Genomic DNA, 18,973 nt, shown 5'->3' on the forward strand with positions numbered 1-18,973 from the left:
AGCCGCGGGGCCGGTACGCACAACCCCACCCCGCAACGAAGGCCCCGGCCGCTCTCTCCCGAGCGGCCGGGGCCTTCGTCGTGGTTGCGGTGCTCAGCCCTGCCAGCTGCGGTGCACCGCGCCGTCCTTGACCTCGAAGTTGAGCCGGCCGGCCAGGTATTCCATGGTGATCATCGCGCCCGGCGGCAGCGAGCGGACGGTGGTCCAGCCGCGCTCCCTGGCCCGCTCCTCGGCGTCCTGCCGGTCGAGGCCGACATACGCCTCGATGTCGTCCTGAGGGTTGTTCGGAAGGTTCGGTACGTCAGCCATGACAGCCACCGTAGGCGCCCGCGGCGGCCCGCGGAAGGCCCGTCCGGCGCACACGCCGGTGACTTACCGGTCCGTCATTGGTCACACTTGTGTCACAGCGGACGTTCCTGCGTTTGCCGGAACCTCCGTCACCCGTACGCGCCGAGTGACGCCGCAACCGGGTGGAAAAATAAAGTCGCCGGAATTCCGCCTTGATCAAATAGGGAACGGGCACAGCCGCTCCGGACGGCTCGGCGCACGGCGGCGAAATTAATCCCCCGTCAGCATTGGATTCCCCTTACCCGAAGGCGTTTATCAGCCGTCGGAAAATTGTCCAACGAGACACACTCCATACACATTTCCCGCACATCGCCCCCGGCCGCCGGGACCCCGTCCACTCCCCCGCCGCCCGTCCGCCGGACCACCGCATCCACCGGCCGCCGGTTCCACCGGAACGGACCGGAGCGCCCTCTCGCACTGCGCCATGCGCCCGAGCATCATGTCCCGGGCGCCAGTACACCTTCGACGAACGAGGTGCAGCGGATGGTTACGGACACCGACCGGGCAAGCCTCCGGCCCCCGAGGCCGCGGCGCCGCGGATCGGTGCTGGTCGACTGGCTGACGACCACCGACCACAAGAAGATCGGGCATCTCTACCTGATCACCTCGTTCGGATTCTTCCTGGTGGGCGGCCTGCTGGCGCTGGTGATGCGCGCCGAGCTGGCCCGGCCCGGGCTTCAGCTCATCACCGCGGAGCAGTACAACCAGGCGTTCACCATGCACGGCACGATCATGCTGCTGCTGTTCGCCACCCCCGCCTTCGCCGGCTTCGCGAACGAGATCATGCCGCTGCAGATCGGCTCGCCCGATGTGGCCTTCCCGCGGCTGAACATGCTCTCGTACTGGTTCTACCTCTTCGGCGGCCTGATCGTGCTGGGCAGCTTTCTCACGCCGTTCGGCGGCCCGGCCTTCGGGTGGACGGCGTACGCCCCGCTCAACTCGATGGTCCGCTCCCCCGGCATCGGCGCCGATATGTGGATCATGGGCCTGGCGCTGGCCGGTTTCGGCACCATCCTCGGTGCCGTCAACTTCATCGCCACGATCATCGTGCTGCGGGCGCCCGGCATGACGATGTTCCGGATGCCGGTGTTCACCTGGAACATTCTCTTCACCTCGATCCTGGTGCTGATGGCCTTCCCCGTACTGGCGGCCACGCTGCTGGTGCTGGAGGCGGACCGGCACTACGGGTCGGTGGTGTTCGAGGCACAGTGGGGCGGTGCGCTGCTGTGGCAGCACCTGTTCTGGTTCTTCGGCCATCCCGAGGTCTACATCATCGCGCTGCCGTTCTTCGGCATCATCACGGAGATCATCCCGGTCTTCTCCCGTAAACCGATCTTCGGTTACGTCATGCTGATCGGCGCGACGATGGCCATCACGGCCCTGTCGGTGATGGTCTGGGCGCACCATATGTTCGTGACCGGGGCGGTGCTGCTGCCGTTCTTCTCCATCATGTCGTTTCTGATCGCGGCGCCGACCGGGGTGAAGTTCTTCAACTGGATCGGCACCATGTGGCAGGGCTCGGTGTCCTTCGAGACCCCGATGCTGTGGTCGGTCGGCTTCCTGGTGAGCTTTCTGTTCGGCGGGCTGACCGGCGTCATCCTGGCCTCACCACCGATGGACTTCCACGTCACCGACTCGTACTTCGTCGTCGGCCACTTCCATTACGTCGTCTTCGGGACGGTCGCCTTCGCCACCTTCGCGGGCTTCTACTTCTGGTGGCCGAAATTCACCGGCAAAATGCTCGACGAGCGCCTGGGAAAGATCCATTTCTGGACGCTGTTCACCGGCTTCCACCTCACCTTCCTCGTCCAGCACTGGCTGGGGGTGGAGGGCATGCCGCGCCGCTACGCCGACTATCTGGCCGCCGACGGCTTCACGGCCCTCAACACCCTCGCCACCATCGGCTCGTTCCTGCTCGGCCTGTCGACCCTGCCGTTCCTCTACAACGTCTGGAAGACCACGCGCTACGGCGCCAAGATCGCGCTGGACGACCCCTGGGGCTTCGGCCGCTCCCTGGAGTGGGCGACCTCCTCGCCGCCGCCCCGGCACAACTTCACGACCCTTCCGAGGATCCGCTCCGAGTCCCCGGCGTTCGATCTGCACCACCCGGAGGTGGCCAAGCAGCCGGTGGCTCCAGCGCCCGGGCAAGCCGGTCCCTGATCTCGCGTACCCGGTCGAGGAGTTCCGGCGGCTCGCGGACCTCGAAGTCGAAGCCCGTCAGCACGATATGGAGCACCATCAGCTCCAGACTGTGCGCCCCGGTGCGCAGCAGACAGTGGTGCTCGTCGACCGCTTCGAGCACCCCCGCGGACGGACTGATCCGGGCCGCGGCCTGCTCGACCGAGGCATGCAGCAACACCGTCGCCTGCTCCGCGTACACCCGGGTGGAGATGCCACGGGAGACATAGGCGGCGAGGTCCTCGGCGGGCGGGGTACGGGGCGTGAAGCGGGGGCCGTGCGGCGGGGTGGGGGTGATGCGGTCGGCGCGGTAGGTGCGCCAGTCCGCGCGGTCCACGTCCCAGGCGACGAGGTACCAGCGGCGCTGGGCGCAGACCAGGCGGTGGGGTTCGACGGTGCGACGGGAGACCGTGCCGTTGTGGGCGGTGTAGTCGAACCGCACCCGTTGGCAGTCCCGGCAGGCGTGCGCGAGCTCGGTGAGGACATGGGGGTCCACCCGGGGGCCGCCGCTGCCGAACATCGGCACGGTGAAGGCGTTCAGCGCGCCGACCCTGCGCTGCAGCCGGTGCGGCAGCACCTGTTCCAGCTTCGCCAGTGCCCGTACGGAGGTCTCCTCGATGCCCTCGACGCCGCCGGCCGCCGCGGTGCGCAGCCCGACCGCGACCGCCACCGCCTCCTCGTCGTCCAGCAGCAGGGGCGGGAGTTCGGCGCCGGCGCCGAGCCGGTAGCCGCCGGCCGTCCCGGGCGCGGAGTGGACGGGGTAGCCCAGCTCGCGCAGCCGGTCGATGTCCCGGCGGACCGTGCGCGGGGTGACATCGAGCCGGTCGGCGAGCTCCGCGCCGGACCACTCCCGATGGGCCTGGAGCAGCGAGAGCAGGCGCAGCAGACGTGCGGAGGTCTCCAACATGCGCCGAGTCTCGCAGCCTTCGCGGACAGCTACGGTCCTCGATACGGCCCGGGATCAGAACTGACGATACGTCAGCTCTCGTCCGGTCCGGCGACCCGTATGGCCAGGTCGTTGTCGAGCGTGTAGTACGGACCGATCCTGACCTGCCCCGCCTCGGCCGGCACCGGCAGCGCCGGATAACTGAAGACCTGCTTCTTGTCCGCGACATCGTCCAGGAGACGGGCGATACGGACCGGCCGGGCACCCTCGGCGGGGCGCAGCCACAGGTCCCACGGCTCGCTGCCCCGCTCCCAGCGGCCGGCCAGCTCCTCGTAGGGCAGGGTGAAGGTGAAGTCCGCGCCGTCGACGGTCAGCGGGACGGTGACCGCGGCCGGGGAGTCGGGGGCGCGGCGCGCGCGGGCCTCGGCCCGGGCGCCGGCCGCCGGGGCGGCACCGTAGAGCCGGCCGGAGACCGTCAGCCCGTCCGGCGCCACCAGGATGTCGCCGGCCTCGGCATGCGGGCCGCGCAGCCAGCTGCGCAGCGCGAGATTGCCGAACTTGGTCGCGTACGGGATACGCACACCGAGCCGGCCGATGCCCGACAGCGGCCGGCGGTCCACCAGCGACCGCAGATCGTTGACGCCCGGCTGCAGGCGCCGCGGGTCCTGCCCGTCACCCAAGTCCGCGTACGCGTTCCAGCGGCCCTCGGCGAGCGCGACGGTGCTGGGCAGTACGGCACGCAGCCGGCCGGCGCCGTTCGGCCCGAGCGGCAGCCGCACCTCGTCGTCCGCGCCGTCGCCGCCGCGCAGCCGCAGCACCAGCGCCGCGCTCCAGGTGGTGTGGGTGTCCTCGGGGGCGCTCAGATCGAAGGTGAGGCCGCCCGCGGAGTCCGCGATGCAGTCGGCCCGCAGCTCCGCGGGCGCCGCCTTGCCGCCCCGCCTGCGCGGCCGCTCGGCGCCGTCGGGTCCCGCGCTCACCGGAACCGTGGGTTCCTGATCGATGGCAGAGGACTCCTTCATCTGGTCTTCGGTCATGGTCCGCCGGCTCGACGCGGTCACGCCGTCCGCACCCCTCTCAGCGCGGCGCGGGCCGCGTCCTTGGTGGCGTATGCGCCGCTGAGCAGTGCTCCCCGGGCGCGATGCAGGCTGCCGCGCAGCTGATGGCCCCGCCGGCGCGTGAGCAGCTCGCCGAAGAGCGCTTCATGGCGCCCGGCGACCGTGGCGGGGTCGAAGCGGGCGGACGAGGCCAGCGCGGCGCCGCCCATCCGCTTGCGGGCGGCATCGTCGTTGATCAGTGCGAGCAGCGAGCCGGCCAGCGCCTCCGGGTCGCCGACCGGCACCAGCTTGCCGTCGACCCCGTCGGCGATGATCTCGCCGGGGCCGTGCGGGCAGTCCGTGGCGACGACCGGCAGACCGCAGCGCATGGCCTCGACGATCGTCATCCCGAAGGACTCCAGACTGGAGGAGACGGCGGCTATCGAGCCCTTGGCCCACTCCGGCTCCAGGGGGTTGGCCGGGCCCATCAGGAAGACATGGTTGTACAGGCCGAGTTCGTCGATCAGGGCACGCAGGGCGGCCTTCTCGGCGCCGCCGCCGTAGATCCGCAGCCGCCAGTCGGGGCGCTCGGCGGCGACCCGGGCGAAGGCGCGGATCAGCACGTCATAGCGCTTGACGCGGGCGAGCCGGCCGGCCGCCACGACCCACTTGCCGCTGCCGTCGGCGGGCGGAAGGACGGGCGCCGGCACGCTGTTGGGCACCGCCTCGATGCGCACGCCGGGCAGCCGCAGCGTCCGGCGGTAGGCGCGGGCGTCGGCCTCGGTGACGGTGGTGACGGCGTCGAGCCGCGGATAGGCGCCGCGCAGCGCCAGCTTGAGCGCCCGGGGGTGGGTGTCCAGGGTGAGGTGCTCCTGGCCTATACGGACCGGGCCGCGGCGCGTCTGCCTGGCGAGGTGCACATTGAGTCCGGGGCGGGTGCCGACCACCACGTCCGCCTCGATCCGGCGCAGATGCTGGGCGATCCGGCGGTCGGTGAGCTCGCTGTACTGGTCGAAGCGCCCCTCGGCGGCGGGGAAGACCTTGGCGGGCCGGGCGTGCGCCGGGTCCGCGCCTTCGTAGGTGGGGCTGGATTCCCTGATGTCGACGAGATGCCGCAGCGCGACGCGGGGCCCGGGGTCGAAGAGCGGGGCGTCGCGGTGGCGCAGGACGGACACGATCTCGACGTCATGCTGCTCGGCGAGCGTACGGGCCAGGTTGCACGTGGTCCGGATCGTCCCCCCGATGCCATAGGCATTGTGAATCAGGAATGAGATGTGCATCCGCCCCCGCGTCCCCTGGTCTTCCGGTCGTTCCTGGTCTCCCCGCGGACCACATCGCGCCCCCTCCCCGACGGCGCGATGCAGCCCACTGCTGAACGGAAGGACCGCGAAAGGGGGTTCCGGGTTGGGGGCTTTCGCCAAGTTGTTCCGAAACAGTTAGGCCATCGGTAGCCGCACGAGGGAACCTCCCGGCCACGAATCCCCTCCGCCCCAGTGACGCGTCCTAGGGCAGCCTCAGCTCGGTGCCGATCTTCAGCCGGTCCGGGTTCCGCCCGACGGCCTCCCGGTTGGCCCTGTAGAGCGCCCGCCAGCCGCCCTTCACACGGTGCTTGCGCGCGATCGAGCCGAGCGTGTCACCGCGCCGTACGACATGGGTGCGTTCGCCGTGGGTCAGCCCGTAGCGCCTGGCGCACACGGGCCAGGCACCCCAGCCCTGGGCGGCCTGCACCTTCTTCGCGACCTCGATCTGCTCGTCGCGGCTGGCGAGGTCGGCCCGCCGCGCGAAGGCGAGGCCGCCGAACTCCTCCCAGGTGGGCTGCCAGAACTGCAGCCCGCCGTAGAAGGTGTTGCCGGTGTTGACGTGCCAGTCGCCGCTGCTCTCGCACTCCGCGAGGCAGCCCCATGGCCACTGGTCGACCGCGCAGGCGTGCGCGCCCTTGCCACCGCCACCGTCGCCGCCTTTGGCGCCCCCGTCCGCCCCGTTCGGCTCGCCGGCGGCGGCGCCACCGGGCAGGCACAGGACCAGGGCAGTGGCCGCCGCGGTGAGCAGCCCGACGGATCCCACGAGGCGCCGTGGCGCCGAAGAGTTGTCCGACATAGCCGGTGACGGTAGGCAGCCGCCTGCCGTTGGCCAGTGCGCCGCGCCCTCCAGGCCCCGGGGCCACCCGGTCCGGTGTACGGAACACCGCCGACTGCGCCAAGTTCTGCGCAAGAGTTGGCAGTAAGTGACCGCTTCCGGAACACCTTTCCGCGGATTTCCGCTGTGCGGCGATTGGTTCGATTCCGTTCCCGTCCTCGCGTGACTCCTGCCGCAGGTCACCCGTTGTCCTTGTACGAGCCGGGAGACCGCCCGGCAGACGCACAGAGATCGAGGAGCCACCCGTGCCGCGCATGCTCGACGTCAGCGACGACGTTCGCGCCGAGATCGGCGACGAAGAAGCCGACCGCCTGCTGGCCGGTGGCGACGCCCCCGGCAGCTATGACTGCACCTCCTGTCGGACCCCCGGCGACAGCGAGCAGGAGCGCACCAGCACCGTCCTGTTCGTGGGCGAGGAGACCGCGGTGCTCGCGTTCGCCCATGCCACATGCATCCCCTCGCAGGTCGTCCCGGTGTCGGAGGAGCAGCTCCAGGGAGCCGTGCGCTCCATCACCGGGGAGGACGCCGCCCCCCGTACGCCCGGAGCGGTGCCCGCGCCGGCCGCTCCGGTCCCCACCACCGGACGCCAGGCGACCCTCGGGATCACCTGCGGTCTGGTGCTGATCGAGGGCGATCTGCGCCCGGCCCTGGTGGTCGAGCCGGACGGCCCGATCGCCCGCCCCGGCTCCGTCAGCCTGAACGACGACTTCCTTCCGCTGCTCCTGGAGCAGGGCTTCCATCCGGTGACGGACATGAACCAGCTGCCCGCCCCGAACCCGGGCTGGTCCGCCCTGCTGGCCATGGGCAAGCTGCACGCCGTACTCCAGCCGGGCAACCCCGGCAGCCAGGCCGCCTGGTGGCAGGCCCATCAGCCGCTGGCCGTGTCCGACGGCTGGCGCGCCGCGGCCAACAAGGCGCAGGCGGTGCTGATGTACGCCGCGCCCGCCGGCACCATCGGCCACCAGCCGCGTGAGGACCTCATGCGGCAGGCGCTGGAGGACGCCGCCGCGAAGGGCGCCCTGGTCGCGGCGGTCATGCCGCTGGCCGGCACCTGACAGCCCACCGGCACCCGATCGCGGGGGCAGGACCGCCGATTCGGCCGGTCATGCGCCCGCGATCAGCCATTTCCGTACGAAAGCCGCATCCCGCAGCCACCGGGGTCGTTGGCACATACGTGCACGCATACGACCCGTCCTCCCGCGCCCAGTACACCCACCCGATCCCCGGCATGCGCCCGTCGCACGAACAGGGGACGACGCAGACCGCCGACCGCGGCTCGACCACGCCGATCTATGACGCGTTGTACGCCGAGTACCGCCGCTCCTTCCGGGCCCTGCCCGGGGACCGTACGGACGAGCCGGAGACCTCGGAAGTGCTGCGCGGCAGCGGGAACTGGGGCCGTACGGCGGCGTCCACGGGCCACTGGGAGGTCGTGGGCCGGCAGCCGTACCACCCACGGGCCCATGCCCCGGCGGCGCTGCCACCGGGGCAGCGGGACGCCCGGCCGCACGGACGCTGATCCGCACGGCCGGCCCGGCCGGGAGATCGGCCGCTACTTCTTCTTGCTGCGCTTCTCGCGCACCCGCACCGAGATGTGGATCGGCGTGCCGTCGAAGCCGAACTCCTCGCGCAGTCGCCGCTCGACGAAGCGGCGGTAACCCGCCTCCAGGAAGCCGGAGGCGAACAGCACGAAGCGCGGCGGCTTGGTGCCGGCCTGGGTGCCGAAGAGGATGCGGGGCTGCTTGCCGCCGCGGATCGGGTGCGGGTGAGAGGCGACGATCTCACCGAGGAAGGCGTTCAGCCGCCCGGTGGGGATCCGGGTCTCCCATCCGGCCAGCGCGGTCTCGATCGCCGGGACCAGCTTCTCCATGTGGCGGCCGGTGCGCGCGGAGACGTTCACCCGCATCGCCCACGGGATCTGCACGAGGTCCCGCTCGATCTCCCGCTCCAGGTAGAAACGGCGCTCCTCGTCGAGGTTGTCCCACTTGTTGTAGGCGATGACCAGGGCGCGTCCGGCCTCCACGGCCATCGTGATGATCCGCTGGTCCTGGACGCTGATGGACTCACCGGCGTCGATCAGGACGACCGCGACCTCGGCCTTCTCCACGGCCGCCGCGGTACGCAGCGAGGCGTAGTAGTCGGCGCCTTCCTGGAGGTGCACCCGGCGGCGGATACCGGCGGTGTCCACGAACTTCCAGGTCTTGCCGCCGAGTTCGATCAGCTCGTCGACCGGGTCACGGGTGGTGCCGGCCACCTCGTTGACGACCACCCGCTCCTCGCCTGCGACCTTGTTCAGCAGCGACGACTTGCCGACGTTCGGGCGGCCGATCAGCGCGATCCGGCGGGGGCCGCCGAGGGCCGCACCGAAGGTCTGCGCGGGCGCCTCGGGCAGCGCCTCCAGCGCGGCGTCGAGCATGTCGCCGGTGCCCCGGCCGTGCAGCGCGGAGACCGGGTACGGCTCGCCGAGGCCCAGCGACCACAGCATGGCGGCGTCGGCCTCGCCTGACTGGCCGTCGACCTTGTTGGCGACCAGCACCACGGGCTTGCCGGCGCGGCGCAGCAGCTTGACGACGGCCTCGTCGGTGTCGGTCGCGCCGACCTTGGAGTCGACGACGAAGACGACCGCGTCCGCGGCCTCGATGGCGAACTCGGCCTGCAACGCCACGGACGCGTCGATGCCGAGAACGTCCTGCTCCCAGCCGCCGGTGTCGACGACCTTGAAGCGGCGGCCGTTCCAGTCGGCCTCGTAGGTGACGCGGTCGCGGGTGACGCCCGGCTTGTCCTCGACGACCGCCTCACGGCGGCCGATGATGCGGTTCACCAGTGTCGACTTGCCGACATTGGGGCGGCCGATGACGGCGAGGACGGGCAGCGGGCCATGGCCGGCCGCGGCGATGTCGCCCCCGACCTCCTCAAGGTCGAAGCCCTCCTGCGCGGCAAGCTCCATGAACTCCGCGTACTCGGCGTCGCCAAGCGCACCGTGCTCGTCGCCGGTGGGGATCTGGTCGTTCATGAAGTCCGTTCCTCGTCCATGCTGTCAAATATGCGGCTGCCGCCGCGTGGTCGGTGGGCCGCTCGTACGCGTCCCACTACTCAAGTGTCGGTCAGCGCCCGGTCAGGCGCCTGGCCTCTGCCAGGTGGGCGGTCAGCCGCTCCTGGATCCGTACGGTCGCCTCGTCGAGCGCCTTACGGGTGCGCCGCCCGCTGCCGTCGCCCGCCTCGAAGGCCTCGCCGAAGACGACGTCGACGCGGGCGCGCAGCGGCGGTACGGCCGACGTCAGCCGGCTGTGGCGGTCCCTGCTGCCGAGCACCGCCACCGGCACCACCGGGGCGCCGGAGCGCACCGCGAAGTACGCCAGGCCCGCCCGTAGGGAGGCGAAGTCACCCTCGCCACGGGTGCCTTCCGGGAAGATCCCCAGCGCCCCGCCGCGCTCCAGCACCCCGAGCGCGTCGGTGATCGCCTTGCGGTCGGCGGTGCTGCGGTCCACCTTCACCTGCCCGATGCCCCGCAGGAACGGGTCCAGCGGGCCGACGAAGGCTTCCTTCTTGATCAGGAAGTGCACCGGCCGCGGCGCGGTGCCCATCACCATCGGGCCGTCGATGCCGTGCGAGTGGTTGACGGCGATGATCACCGGGCCGGTGGAGGGCACCCGCCAGGCGCCCAGCACCCGCGGCCGCCACAGCCCGTACATCAGGCCGATGCCGATCCGCCTGCCGACCGCGGCACCCTCCGCGCTCGGCACCGGGCTGTGCGTCGGGCGCCGAAGGGCGCGGATCCCCGCCGCCCTGCCACTGTCGGTCACCGAACGACCCGCCCCGCCTTCTCGGCGGCGGCGCCCTCGATGAGGGTGACCACGCACTCGATGACCTGCTCCAGCGTCAGCTCGGTGGTGTCCACCTCGACGGCGTCGTCCGCCTTGGCCAGCGGGGAGGTCTTACGGGAGGAGTCGGCGGCGTCCCGCTTGATCAGCGCCTCGCGGGTGGCGGCCAGGTCGGTGGCGTCCTTGCCCTTGAGCTCGCCGCTGCGGCGGGCCGCCCGGGCCTCGGGGGAGGCGGTCAGGAAGACCTTGAGGTCGGCGTCGGGCAGGACGGTGATGCCGATGTCCCGGCCCTCGACGACGATGCCGCGCGGCGCCTCGGCGGCGATGCTGCGCTGCAGGTCGGTGATCCGGGCCCGCACCTCGGGCACCGCGCTGACGGCGCTGACCGCGGCGGTGACCTCCTGGGTGCGGATCGGGCCCGCGGCGTCCAGGCCGTCGACCGCGATGGTCGGGGCGGCCGGGTCGGTGCCGGAGACGATCACGGGCTTGGCGGAGGCGTCGGCCACCGCGGTCGCGTCATGGACGTCGATGCCGTTGGTCAGCATCCACCACGTGATCGCACGGTACTGGGCACCGGTGTCGAGATAGCCGAGGCCCAGCTTGGCGGCCACGGCCTTGGACGTGCTGGACTTGCCCGTGCCAGCGGGGCCGTCGATGGCGACAATCACTGCAGCCGGGGCGGTCCGAGCGGCGGTTTCCACGGTGACGAACACCTTTCTTGTACACGGGGCGGGGGTCCAAGGGCCATGCGGGCCTCGGACAAGGTTACTGGCTCACCCGCACGGCGCCGTCCACGGTGTCATTGCCGGATGGACCAGCCCCGCTCACGCAGCTCCGCGGTCAGCACCGGCACCGCCTGCGGCTCGACCATGAGCTGGATGAAGCCCGCCTGCTGACCGGTGGCGTGCTCGATGCGGACGTCCTCGATGTTGACCCCGGCCCGGCCGGCGTCGGCGAAGATCCGGGCCAGCTCGCCGGGCTGGTCACCGATGTAGACGGCGACGTTCTCGTACGCGGCGGGGGCGGCGCCGTGCTTGCCGGGCACCCGCTCCCGGCCGGCGTTGCCACGGCGGAGTACGTCCGCGATGCCGCTGGCGCCGCCGCCGCGCTTGTCCTCGTCGGCGGACTCCAGGGCACGCAGCGACCGTACGGTCTCGTCCAGGTCGGCGGCGACCTCGGACAGCACATCGGCGACCGGGCCCGGATTGGCGGACAGGATGTCGATCCACATCCCGGGGTCGGAGGCCGCGATCCGCGTCACATCCCGGATGCCCTGGCCGCAGAGGCGCACGGCGGTCTCGTCGGCACCCTTGAGCCGGGCGGCGACGAGGCTGGAGAGCAGCTGCGGGGTGTGCGAGACCAGCGCGACGGCGCGGTCGTGGGCGTCCGCGTCCATCACCACCGGGACGGCCCGGCACAGCGCGACCAGCTCCAGGGCGAGGTTGAGCACCTCGGTGTCGCCGTCGCGGGTCGGGGTGAGCACCCAGGGCCGGCCCTCGAAGAGGTCGGCGGTGGCGGCCAGCGGGCCGGAGCGCTCCTTGCCGGCCATCGGGTGGGTGCCGAGGTAGCCGGTCAGATCGCGGCCCATGGCCTCCAGCTCGCGGCGCGGGCCGCCCTTGACGCTGGCGACGTCGATGTACGCACGGGCCAGACCGCGCTGCATGGCACCGGCCAGCGCCGCCGCGACATGGGCCGGCGGCACGGCCACGATGGCCAGATCGACCGGTCCCGGTGGCGCCTCCGCGGCGCCCGCGCCGAGCGCGGCGGCCGTCAGGGCCTGCGCCTGGTCGTGGTCCTCCAGGAACACCTGCACGCCCCGTGCGTTGAGCGCGAGCGCGGCCGAGGTGCCGATCAGGCCCGTTCCGATGACGAGTGCGGTCCTCACTGCGCGATGTCCTTTCGCAGCGCCCCGGCCGCGCCGAGGTAGACATGGGCGATCCCGGCCTTGGACAGCCCGGTCTCGACATGGGCGAGCACCCGCACCACGCGCTCCATGGCACCGGTGACGTCCAGCTCCTGGGCGCAGATCAGCGGGACGTCCGTGATGCCCAGGGCGCGGGCCGCGGCGGCCGGGAAGTCGCTGTGCAGATCGGGGGTGGCGGTGAACCACACGCTGATCAGGTCGTCCGCGACGAGGTCGTTGCGCTCCAGGACGGCGGTGAGCAGCTCGCCGACCTGCTCCTGCATATGCTCCGCGTCGTCCCGCTCCAGCTGGACGGCCCCGCGGACCGCTCGTACCGCCACGTCACTGCTCCCCTTGCGTCATGTGCCGCGTCACGCACCTGTGCGCGCACTGATCAGCGTAACCAGCCGCGCCGACATTCCGTACGCGGCGGCATTCCGTGCTGCCGGCCGGCCCGCGATCCGCCGCCGAAACCTGATGACATCCGCCCTCCCCGCCAGCGACAATCGCCGCCATGTCCGCAGCCGCCGCAGGTCACTCCCTGGTCGCCGAGCACACCGTCTACGCATGTGTGATGGGCTCGCGCGCCTTCGGACTGGCGACAGAGAGCAGCGACACCGACCGGCGTGGGGTGTATCTCGCACCCACCCGGCTCTTCTGGGGCTTCGAGAAGCCGCCGACCCATGTGGAGGGGCCGCGCGAGGAGGAGTTCTCCTGGGAGCTGGAACGGTTCTGCCAGCTGGCGCTGCGCGCCAACCCCACGACCCTGGAGTGCCTGCACTCCCCCTTGGTGGAGCGCATCGACGCCACCGGCCGGGAGCTGCTCGCGCTGCGCGACGCCTTCCTGTCCCGGCAGGTCCACCGCACCTTTGCCGGCTACGCCACCGGCCAGCTGAAGCAGCTGCGGGCCGATGTGCGGCAGCGCGGCACGCCCCGCTGGAAGCCGGCCATGCATCTGCTGCGGCTGCTGGCGTGCTCGCGCGATCTGCTCCGTACGGGCGTGCTCACACTGGACGTCGGCCAGGACCGGGAGGAGCTGCTCGCGGTCAGGCGCGGCGAGGTGACCTGGGACACGGTGGAGCGCCGGATGGCGCGGCTGTCCGAGGAGGCCGAGGTGGCGGTGTCCGGTTCGCCGCTGCCGGCCGAGCCGGACCGGGCCCGGGTGGCGGACTTCCTGTTCCGGGCCCGGCGCGCCTCAGCGCTCGGCTGAGGGGGCTTCGGGCCCTGCGAGCCGGGCCCGGACGATCAGGTCGTGCAGCGCATCGCGGGCGCCGGGGGCCTCCGGCAGGGCGGTCGCGGCCTGGGCGGCGTCCAGCCGTGCGTACAGCGCCTCGACGTCCGTGCGCAGCCGGGCCGTGTCCACGACCTCTCCGGCCGGGCCGTGTTCGGCCGCCTCCTTGGCCGCGATCAGCTCCGGTACATAGGCGGGTGCGGCCAACTCGCCCACCAGGGTGGGCAGATGGGGCTGCAGCCGGCCGCTGGCCATGAGATGGATGCCGGTGAGCAGCACCCGCAGGGTGTAGAGCAGCGGTTTCAGCTCGCCGGTCTTCTCGAAGAGCCGCCACTGGGTGGTCGCGAAGCCGCGGTAGTGATGGGCGTGGTGGGCGGTGAGCAGGTCCGGCGCGAGCGCGATCAGCTCTTTGTGCACGTCGGTGGTGTGCACGACCAGGGGTGAGAGCAGCTGCTCCAGTACGTAGCCGTTGCGGCGCAGTAGCAGCCGGGCGAATTTCCGCAGGTCGTGCGAGACCAGATCCATCTCGACCGTGTCCCGGTCCCACATCCGGGTCCTTGTCTCCTCGGGCTCGTGCAGCCCGACGAGCGCGGCGGCCGGCAGGAGGTGGGCGCCGCGCAGGTCGACGTCGGAGTCGCGGGAGGGGAAGCCGTACAGATGCGCGCCGGAGACCGTCGCGAAGACCAGCGGATCGTCCTGTTCGGCGACCACGGCGGCCAGGTCGACGGCGGGCAGCCCGGCGGCCCGCAGGACGGCGTCCCGGCCGGCGGCTGTCAGGTGCTCAGACATCCCAGGCGGGCGCCCGCGAAGGCGCCCGTCAGGCAGGCGATCGAGTCGGAGTCGCCGGAGGTGCAGGCGGCCCGGCGCAGCGCGGTCAGCGGCTCGTCGGGAAAGAGCAGGAAGCACAGCAGGCCGGTGGCCAGCGCCTCCTCCGCGATCCAGCCGGCTCCGGTGGCCAGGCTGGGGGCACCCCCGGACGGAGTCTGGGGGAGGATCGGCCTCCGGGTCCGGTGCGCCGAGTGCGGCGTCCAAGCGGTCCAGGACGCCGAGGCAGTCGTCCCAGCCGCGTGCGATGAATGCCGTGGGGGACGGGTCCTGGGCGTGCTGCCACAGGTCGCCGAGCCAGTCCTCCCGGTAGTCGGTGCGGTGGTCGTGGGCGTGGGCGCGCAGCAGGCCGGTCAGCTCGGCGGGCCGGGCGCCGTCGGCGAGGACGCGCACGGCGTGGGCGGTCAGATCGCTCGCGGCGAGCGCGGTGGGGTGCCCATGGGTCAGCGCGGACTGCAGCTGTGCGGCACCGGAGCGCTGCTGCGGGCTCAGGCCCGGCGCGAGCCCGACGGGCGCGACCCGCATATTGGCGCCGCAGCCCTTCGACCCGGTCTGGCTGGCCTCTGCCCACGGCCGGTCCTCGTCGCTGAGCAGCTGACAGGCCCGCAGGCAGGTGTTGCCCGGCGCCCGGTTGTTGTCGGGCGAGCGCCACCAGTCGACGTACTCCGCGCGCACCGGGCCTGCCAGGGCCAGTGGTGTCAGGGCTCCGTGCCCCATGGCCGTCCGCAGTCCGCGCCCCAACGCCAGCGTCATCTGGGTGTCGTCGGTGACGAAGGCGGGCTGGGGCAGCGCCATCTGCCGCCACGGGCCGCACTTGGCCAGGATCGACGGCACATCGTTGAACTCGGTGGGAAAGCCGAGCGCGTCACCGAGAGCGAGCCCGATCAGCGAGCCGGTTGCGGCGGACCCCGTGGACACCATGAAAAAACCACCCCTTAATGTCACTGTGACATTAAGGGGTGGTGAGGCGGCACCGCAAGGCGTTTCACGGCGCCGCGAAGGCCCGCGGGAGGGTTACAGCTCGACCTCGCGCATCAGCATGCCGACCTCGGTGTTGGTCATCCGGCGCAGCCAGCCCGACTTCTGGTCGCCCAGCGCGATCGGGCCGAAGGCCGTCCGTACCAGCTTGTCGACCGGGAAGCCGGCCTCGGCGAGCATCCGGCGCACGATGTGCTTACGGCCCTCGTGCAGGCTCACCTCGACGAGGTAGTTCTTGCCGGTGTTCTCCACGACCCGGAAGTGGTCGGCGCGGGCGTAGCCGTCCTCCAGCTGGATCCCGTCCTTGAGCTGCTTGCCCAGGTCACGCGGGAGCGGGCCCTGGATCGCCGCCAGGTAGGTCTTCTTGACGCCGTAGCGCGGGTGCGTCAGACGGTGCGCCAGCTCGCCGTGGTTGGTGAGCAGGATGATGCCCTCGGTCTCGGTGTCCAGCCGGCCGACGTGGAACAGCCGCGTCTCGCGGTTGGTCACGTAGTCGCCCAGGCACTGGCGGCCGTCCGGGTCCTCCATCGTGGAGACGACACCGGCCGGCTTATTCAGCGCGAAGAAGAGATACGACTGGGTGGCGACCGTCAGGCCGTCGACCTTGATCTCGTCCTTCTCCGGGTCGACCCGGACGCCCTGCTCCCTGACGATCCGGCCGTTGACCTCGACGCGCGCCTGGTCGATCAGCTCCTCGCAGGCCCGCCGCGAGCCCATACCGGCCCTGGCCAGCACCTTCTGCAGCCGCTCGCCCTCCTGGTCACCGAAGGTCTTCGGGGTCTTGACCGGCGGCTTGCTGTGCCGGGCGCGGTTGCGCTCCTCGATCTTGGCGTCCAGCTCACGGGGCCGCGAGGGTGCCTGGCCGCGGCCGCGCTGCGGGGCGCCCTTGCCGCCAGGGCGGGCCGCCTTGGACGCAGCACCCGTACGCGGACCGCCCTTGGCGCCACCGCGGGCCGCCGCGCCCCGGCTGCCACCGCTCTTGGGGCCGGCGCCACGCTCGTCCTTGCGGTCCGAGGAGCCGCCGGGTCCACCGGTACCGCCCACGTCGTAGCGGCGCTCCTCGGGACGGGGACGGCCCGCGCGCTGCTGCTTGTCGTCCCGCTTCCCCCCCGCCTTTGGCCGGGCGGAGCCCCCATCGGCGCCGCGGTAGTTGCCCCGACCGCTGTCCCTGTTGTTCCTGCCGCTGCTTCGCATCAATGATCCGTCTGAGAGTCGCCGCTGTCGTCTACGTCGAACGACGGAATACCTTCCGCGGAGTCACCCTCGACCGCGTCCGCCTCCGGGAGGAACGGTGCGAGCTCAGGGAGCTCGTCCAGGCCACGCAGGCCCATCCGCTCCAGAAAGTAGTTCGTCGTCCTGTACAGGATCGCACCTGTTTCAGGTTCCGTCCCCGCCTCCTCCACCAGGCCGCGCTGGAGGAGCGTGCGCATCACACCGTCACAGTTCACGCCGCGTACGGCCGAGACTCGGGAACGGCTGACCGGCTGACGGTACGCGACCACGGCCAGAGTCTCCAATGCGGCCTGGGTGAGCCGGGCCTGCTGGCCGTCCAGGACGAAGCTCTCCACCGCGTCCGCGTACTCGGCCCGGGAGTAGAACCGCCAGCCCCCGGCGACCAGCCGCAGATCGAATCCGCGCCCCTGGCGGGTGTAGTCGTCGGACAGCTCGCGCAGCGCCAGCGCGACCGCGCGGCGGGGCCGCTCCAGCACCCTGGCCAGGTGTTCTTCGGTCGCCGGCTCGTCGACGACCATGAGGACGGCCTCCAGCGCGGGCTTCAGCGCCAGCTCGGCGACGCCCAGCGCCCCCGCGGGCGCCTCGGGGCGCTCCCCCGGGCCGCCGTCCGCACCAGCCGTTCCGTCGGCCTCCGTGAGGTCGTACGCCTCGGTGTCGTACGCCTCGGTGTCGTACGTCTCGGTGTCGTACGTCTCGCCACCGGCTCCGCCGCTCATGCCCGCTCCTCTTCCGCTTGCTCTCCTTGCTCTCCCTGCTCCGCCCCGGTGGCGCGCCGGCCCGGTTCCTGGTCGAACTCGTCCGTGACCACCGGCTCGGCCCCCTCCGCGCCCGTCCAGCGGACCGTCAGCGCCCCCAGGGCCTCCTCCTGGTCCAGGACCACCACCCGCTCCCGGTAGAGCTCCAGCAGGGCCAGGAAGCGCGCCACGACGGTGAGGGTGTCCGGCGCATCGGCGACCAGCTCCTGGAAGCTGGTCTCGCCCGCCTCGCGCAGCCGTGCCATCACCACCTCGGCCTGCTCCCGCACGCTCACCAGCGGCGCGTGGATGTGGTCGACATAGACCTGGGGCCTGGCCTTGGGCTGCATCGCCTTCACCGCGAGCCTCGCGAACCCCTCCGCCCCGATGCTGATGACGACCTCGGGCAGCAGCTCGGCATGGTGCGGCTCCAGCCCGACCGTACGGGGATGGCGCCGGGCCTCGTCCGCCAGCCGGCCGCTGAAGATGTCCGCGATCCGTTTGTACGCGCGGTACTGCAGCAGCCGGGCGAAGAGCAGATCGCGGGCCTCCAGGAGCGCGAGGTCCGCCTCGTCCTCCACCTCTGCCACGGGCAGCAGCCGGGCCGCCTTGAGATCCAGCAGTGTCGCCGCGACGACCAGGAACTCCGTGGTCTGGTCCAGATCCCAGTCGGGCCCCATGGCCCGGATGTGCGCCATGAACTCGTCGGTCACCTTCGACAGCGCGACCTCGGTGACGTCCAGCTTGTGCTTGGAGATCAGCTGCAGGAGGAGGTCGAAGGGGCCCTCGAAGTTGTCCAGCCGGAGGGTGAACCTGCCGTCGCCGCTCTCGGGGGGCGCCTCGGCGGCCGCGGCGTCGGGGGCAGCCGCCGGGGGCTGGTCCGGAGCGTCTGGCTCGGCCGGAGTCTCTGGCTCGGGCGGAGTCTCTGCGTCTGGCTCTTCAGGAGCCTCTGATGACTCGGAGGTCTCTGACGCCTCTGGGGCCTCCGACGGCTCCGGAGCCCCGGGCTCATCAGGAGCCTCGGGCCGGTCCGGCGTCGCGGGCTCATCAGGAGCCTCGGGCCGGTCCGGCGTCGCGGGCTCGTCCGGTGCCGCCGGGCCCGCACCCGGCCCGCGCCCGAGCTGTCGGCGGGCGCGGGGAGCGGGGGCGTCGTCGTGGGTCGTCGGCATCGCGGTCCATGGTGCTGCGGTCCCGTGCCGGGGGCGACGGGCTGGTCACGGGCGGGACACCCCGCCGAGGTGGCAGGCTATCCCGACCCGCCCGGCGTGACGTTTCGGCACCGCGACAGCTGCCGCAAGAATTCTCCGCAACGGCGAGCGACCACGACGGCGGCTCCCCGCGGTGCCGAACCGACCGCGCCCCACGCATGGACCGTGGGACCGAGCGTCAGCGGCCCCGCAGCCGCCGCACCAGGATGCTGGCGTCGCCGCGCGACTCCAGGTCGGCGAGGACGACGGCGACCGCCTCGCGGACGATCCGGCCGCGGTCGACGGCGAGGCCGTGTTCGCCGCGCAGCACCAGTCGCGCATGTTCGAGGTCCATGAGCTCCTCGGCGGAGACATAGACGGTGATCTTCTCGTCGTGCCGTTCCCGGCCGCTGGGGCGGCGGTTGGCGCCGCGGGAGCCGCCGCGGCGGCGGCCCTGGCCGCCGGCCTGCACGGCCGCC

General features: G+C 72.0%; 18 protein-coding genes and 2 pseudogenes. 4 read left to right on the top strand and 16 right to left on the bottom strand.

Features of this window, described 5'->3' with window-relative positions; all coding sequences use genetic code 11:
- Positions 1–93 precede the first annotated feature (93 nt).
- Positions 94–309: an I78 family peptidase inhibitor gene (locus DY245_RS38955; RefSeq protein ID WP_128511832.1), complete on the bottom strand. Its 216-nt coding sequence runs from the start codon at positions 307–309 to the stop codon at positions 94–96.
- Between the two features lie 522 nt (positions 310–831).
- Here DY245_RS38955 and ctaD point away from each other — a divergent pair.
- A complete protein-coding gene (gene ctaD / locus DY245_RS38960; RefSeq protein ID WP_128511833.1) occupies positions 832–2,508 on the top strand; it encodes an aa3-type cytochrome oxidase subunit I in 1,677 nt (558 codons plus the stop codon).
- Here the strand turns inward: ctaD and DY245_RS38965 are convergent.
- From DY245_RS38965 to DY245_RS38980, 4 genes are all read right to left on the bottom strand, one after another.
- Positions 2,402–3,433, bottom strand: a complete 1,032-nt coding sequence (locus DY245_RS38965; protein ID WP_128511834.1) for a helix-turn-helix transcriptional regulator — start codon at positions 3,431–3,433, stop codon at positions 2,402–2,404. The genes ctaD and DY245_RS38965 overlap by 107 nt on opposite strands.
- 71 nt (positions 3,434–3,504) lie before the next feature.
- A complete protein-coding gene (locus DY245_RS38970; RefSeq protein WP_425329501.1) occupies positions 3,505–4,446 on the bottom strand; it encodes a hypothetical protein in 942 nt (313 codons plus the stop codon).
- A gap of 20 nt (positions 4,447–4,466) precedes the next feature.
- Positions 4,467–5,726, bottom strand: coding sequence for a glycosyltransferase family 4 protein (locus DY245_RS38975; protein WP_128511836.1), 1,260 nt, complete (start codon positions 5,724–5,726; stop codon positions 4,467–4,469).
- 223 nt (positions 5,727–5,949) lie between these two features.
- Positions 5,950–6,543 (bottom strand): LysM peptidoglycan-binding domain-containing protein, encoded by a 594-nt coding sequence (locus DY245_RS38980; RefSeq protein ID WP_128511837.1) that lies wholly within the window; start codon positions 6,541–6,543, stop codon positions 5,950–5,952.
- A 284-nt stretch (positions 6,544–6,827) separates the two neighbouring features.
- Between DY245_RS38980 and DY245_RS38985 the strand changes: the two genes are divergently transcribed.
- A complete protein-coding gene (locus DY245_RS38985) occupies positions 6,828–7,637 on the top strand; it encodes a hypothetical protein (RefSeq protein ID WP_128511838.1) in 810 nt (269 codons plus the stop codon).
- 119 nt (positions 7,638–7,756) lie between these two features.
- The gene (locus DY245_RS38990) at positions 7,757–8,101 is read left to right on the top strand and encodes a hypothetical protein (protein WP_128511839.1); all 345 of its coding nucleotides are present in this window, start codon (positions 7,757–7,759) and stop codon (positions 8,099–8,101) included.
- A 33-nt stretch (positions 8,102–8,134) separates the two neighbouring features.
- Here the strand turns inward: DY245_RS38990 and der are convergent, their stop codons facing one another.
- The 5 genes from der to aroH form a co-directional block, all read right to left on the bottom strand.
- On the bottom strand, positions 8,135–9,595 hold the full coding sequence (gene der / locus DY245_RS38995; protein ID WP_128511840.1) for a ribosome biogenesis GTPase Der: 1,461 nt from the start codon (positions 9,593–9,595) through the stop codon (positions 8,135–8,137).
- Positions 9,596–9,686: 91 nt separating this feature from the next.
- Entirely contained in the window at positions 9,687–10,385 is a 699-nt protein-coding gene (locus tag DY245_RS39000; protein WP_425329502.1) for a lysophospholipid acyltransferase family protein, read from the bottom strand.
- Positions 10,382–11,104 (bottom strand): (d)CMP kinase, encoded by a 723-nt coding sequence (gene cmk / locus DY245_RS39005; protein ID WP_425329503.1) that lies wholly within the window; start codon positions 11,102–11,104, stop codon positions 10,382–10,384. The genes DY245_RS39000 and cmk overlap by 4 nt, the downstream gene beginning before the upstream one ends.
- A 98-nt stretch (positions 11,105–11,202) precedes the next feature.
- Positions 11,203–12,288 (bottom strand): prephenate dehydrogenase, encoded by a 1,086-nt coding sequence (locus DY245_RS39010; protein ID WP_128511843.1) that lies wholly within the window; start codon positions 12,286–12,288, stop codon positions 11,203–11,205.
- Positions 12,285–12,647: a chorismate mutase gene (gene aroH, locus DY245_RS39015; RefSeq protein WP_128511844.1), complete on the bottom strand. Its 363-nt coding sequence runs from the start codon at positions 12,645–12,647 to the stop codon at positions 12,285–12,287. The genes DY245_RS39010 and aroH overlap by 4 nt, the downstream gene beginning before the upstream one ends.
- A gap of 173 nt (positions 12,648–12,820) precedes the next feature.
- On the opposite strand from aroH, the gene DY245_RS39020 reads away from it, so the two are divergent.
- Positions 12,821–13,516 carry a nucleotidyltransferase domain-containing protein gene (locus DY245_RS39020; RefSeq protein WP_128511845.1) on the top strand — a complete coding sequence of 232 codons (696 nt, stop codon included), beginning with the start codon at positions 12,821–12,823 and terminating at the stop codon, positions 13,514–13,516.
- Here the strand turns inward: DY245_RS39020 and DY245_RS39025 are convergent.
- From DY245_RS39025 to DY245_RS39050, 6 genes and pseudogenes are all read right to left on the bottom strand, one after another.
- A complete protein-coding gene (locus tag DY245_RS39025) occupies positions 13,502–14,326 on the bottom strand; it encodes a nucleotidyltransferase domain-containing protein (RefSeq protein WP_128511846.1) in 825 nt (274 codons plus the stop codon). The two genes, DY245_RS39020 and DY245_RS39025, sit on opposite strands and share 15 nt — an antisense overlap.
- Positions 14,326–15,283 (bottom strand): annotated as a pseudogene (locus tag DY245_RS39030) (ADP-ribosylglycohydrolase family protein); the annotation flags it as partial. The pseudogene DY245_RS39030 and the gene DY245_RS39025, both read right to left, overlap by 1 nt.
- 93 nt (positions 15,284–15,376) lie before the next feature.
- Positions 15,377–16,534: a pseudouridine synthase gene (locus tag DY245_RS39035; protein WP_128511847.1), complete on the bottom strand. Its 1,158-nt coding sequence runs from the start codon at positions 16,532–16,534 to the stop codon at positions 15,377–15,379.
- Positions 16,534–17,289: an SMC-Scp complex subunit ScpB gene (scpB, locus tag DY245_RS39040; RefSeq protein ID WP_128511848.1), complete on the bottom strand. Its 756-nt coding sequence runs from the start codon at positions 17,287–17,289 to the stop codon at positions 16,534–16,536. The genes DY245_RS39035 and scpB overlap by 1 nt, the downstream gene beginning before the upstream one ends.
- Positions 17,286–18,476: a segregation and condensation protein A gene (locus DY245_RS39045; RefSeq protein ID WP_128511849.1), complete on the bottom strand. Its 1,191-nt coding sequence runs from the start codon at positions 18,474–18,476 to the stop codon at positions 17,286–17,288. The genes scpB and DY245_RS39045 overlap by 4 nt, the downstream gene beginning before the upstream one ends.
- Before the next feature lie 217 nt (positions 18,477–18,693).
- A pseudogene (locus tag DY245_RS39050) lies at positions 18,694–18,973 on the bottom strand (hypothetical protein); the annotation flags it as partial.

The organism is Streptomyces inhibens (assembly GCF_003389455.1).
In the GTDB taxonomy this organism is placed as follows: Bacteria; Actinomycetota; Actinomycetes; order Streptomycetales; family Streptomycetaceae; genus Streptomyces; species Streptomyces inhibens.

Bases quoted from the DNA above. Each gene is read 5' to 3' on its own strand.
- DY245_RS38955 (WP_128511832.1), bottom strand. From the start codon at position 309: ATGGCTGACGTACCGAACCTTCCGAACAACCCTCAGGACGACATCGAG.
- ctaD (WP_128511833.1), top strand. From the start codon at position 832: ATGGTTACGGACACCGACCGGGCAAGCCTCCGGCCCCCGAGGCCGCGG.
- DY245_RS38965 (WP_128511834.1), bottom strand. From the start codon at position 3,433: ATGTTGGAGACCTCCGCACGTCTGCTGCGCCTGCTCTCGCTGCTCCAG.
- DY245_RS38970 (WP_425329501.1), bottom strand. From the start codon at position 4,446: ATGACCGAAGACCAGATGAAGGAGTCCTCTGCCATCGATCAGGAACCC.
- DY245_RS38975 (WP_128511836.1), bottom strand. From the start codon at position 5,726: ATGCACATCTCATTCCTGATTCACAATGCCTATGGCATCGGGGGGACG.
- DY245_RS38980 (WP_128511837.1), bottom strand. From the start codon at position 6,543: ATGTCGGACAACTCTTCGGCGCCACGGCGCCTCGTGGGATCCGTCGGG.
- der (WP_128511840.1), bottom strand. From the start codon at position 9,595: ATGAACGACCAGATCCCCACCGGCGACGAGCACGGTGCGCTTGGCGAC.
- DY245_RS39020 (WP_128511845.1), top strand. From the start codon at position 12,821: ATGTCCGCAGCCGCCGCAGGTCACTCCCTGGTCGCCGAGCACACCGTC.
- DY245_RS39025 (WP_128511846.1), bottom strand. From the start codon at position 14,326: ATGTCTGAGCACCTGACAGCCGCCGGCCGGGACGCCGTCCTGCGGGCC.
- DY245_RS39035 (WP_128511847.1), bottom strand. From the start codon at position 16,534: ATGCGAAGCAGCGGCAGGAACAACAGGGACAGCGGTCGGGGCAACTAC.
- scpB (WP_128511848.1), bottom strand. From the start codon at position 17,289: ATGAGCGGCGGAGCCGGTGGCGAGACGTACGACACCGAGACGTACGAC.
- DY245_RS39045 (WP_128511849.1), bottom strand. From the start codon at position 18,476: ATGCCGACGACCCACGACGACGCCCCCGCTCCCCGCGCCCGCCGACAG.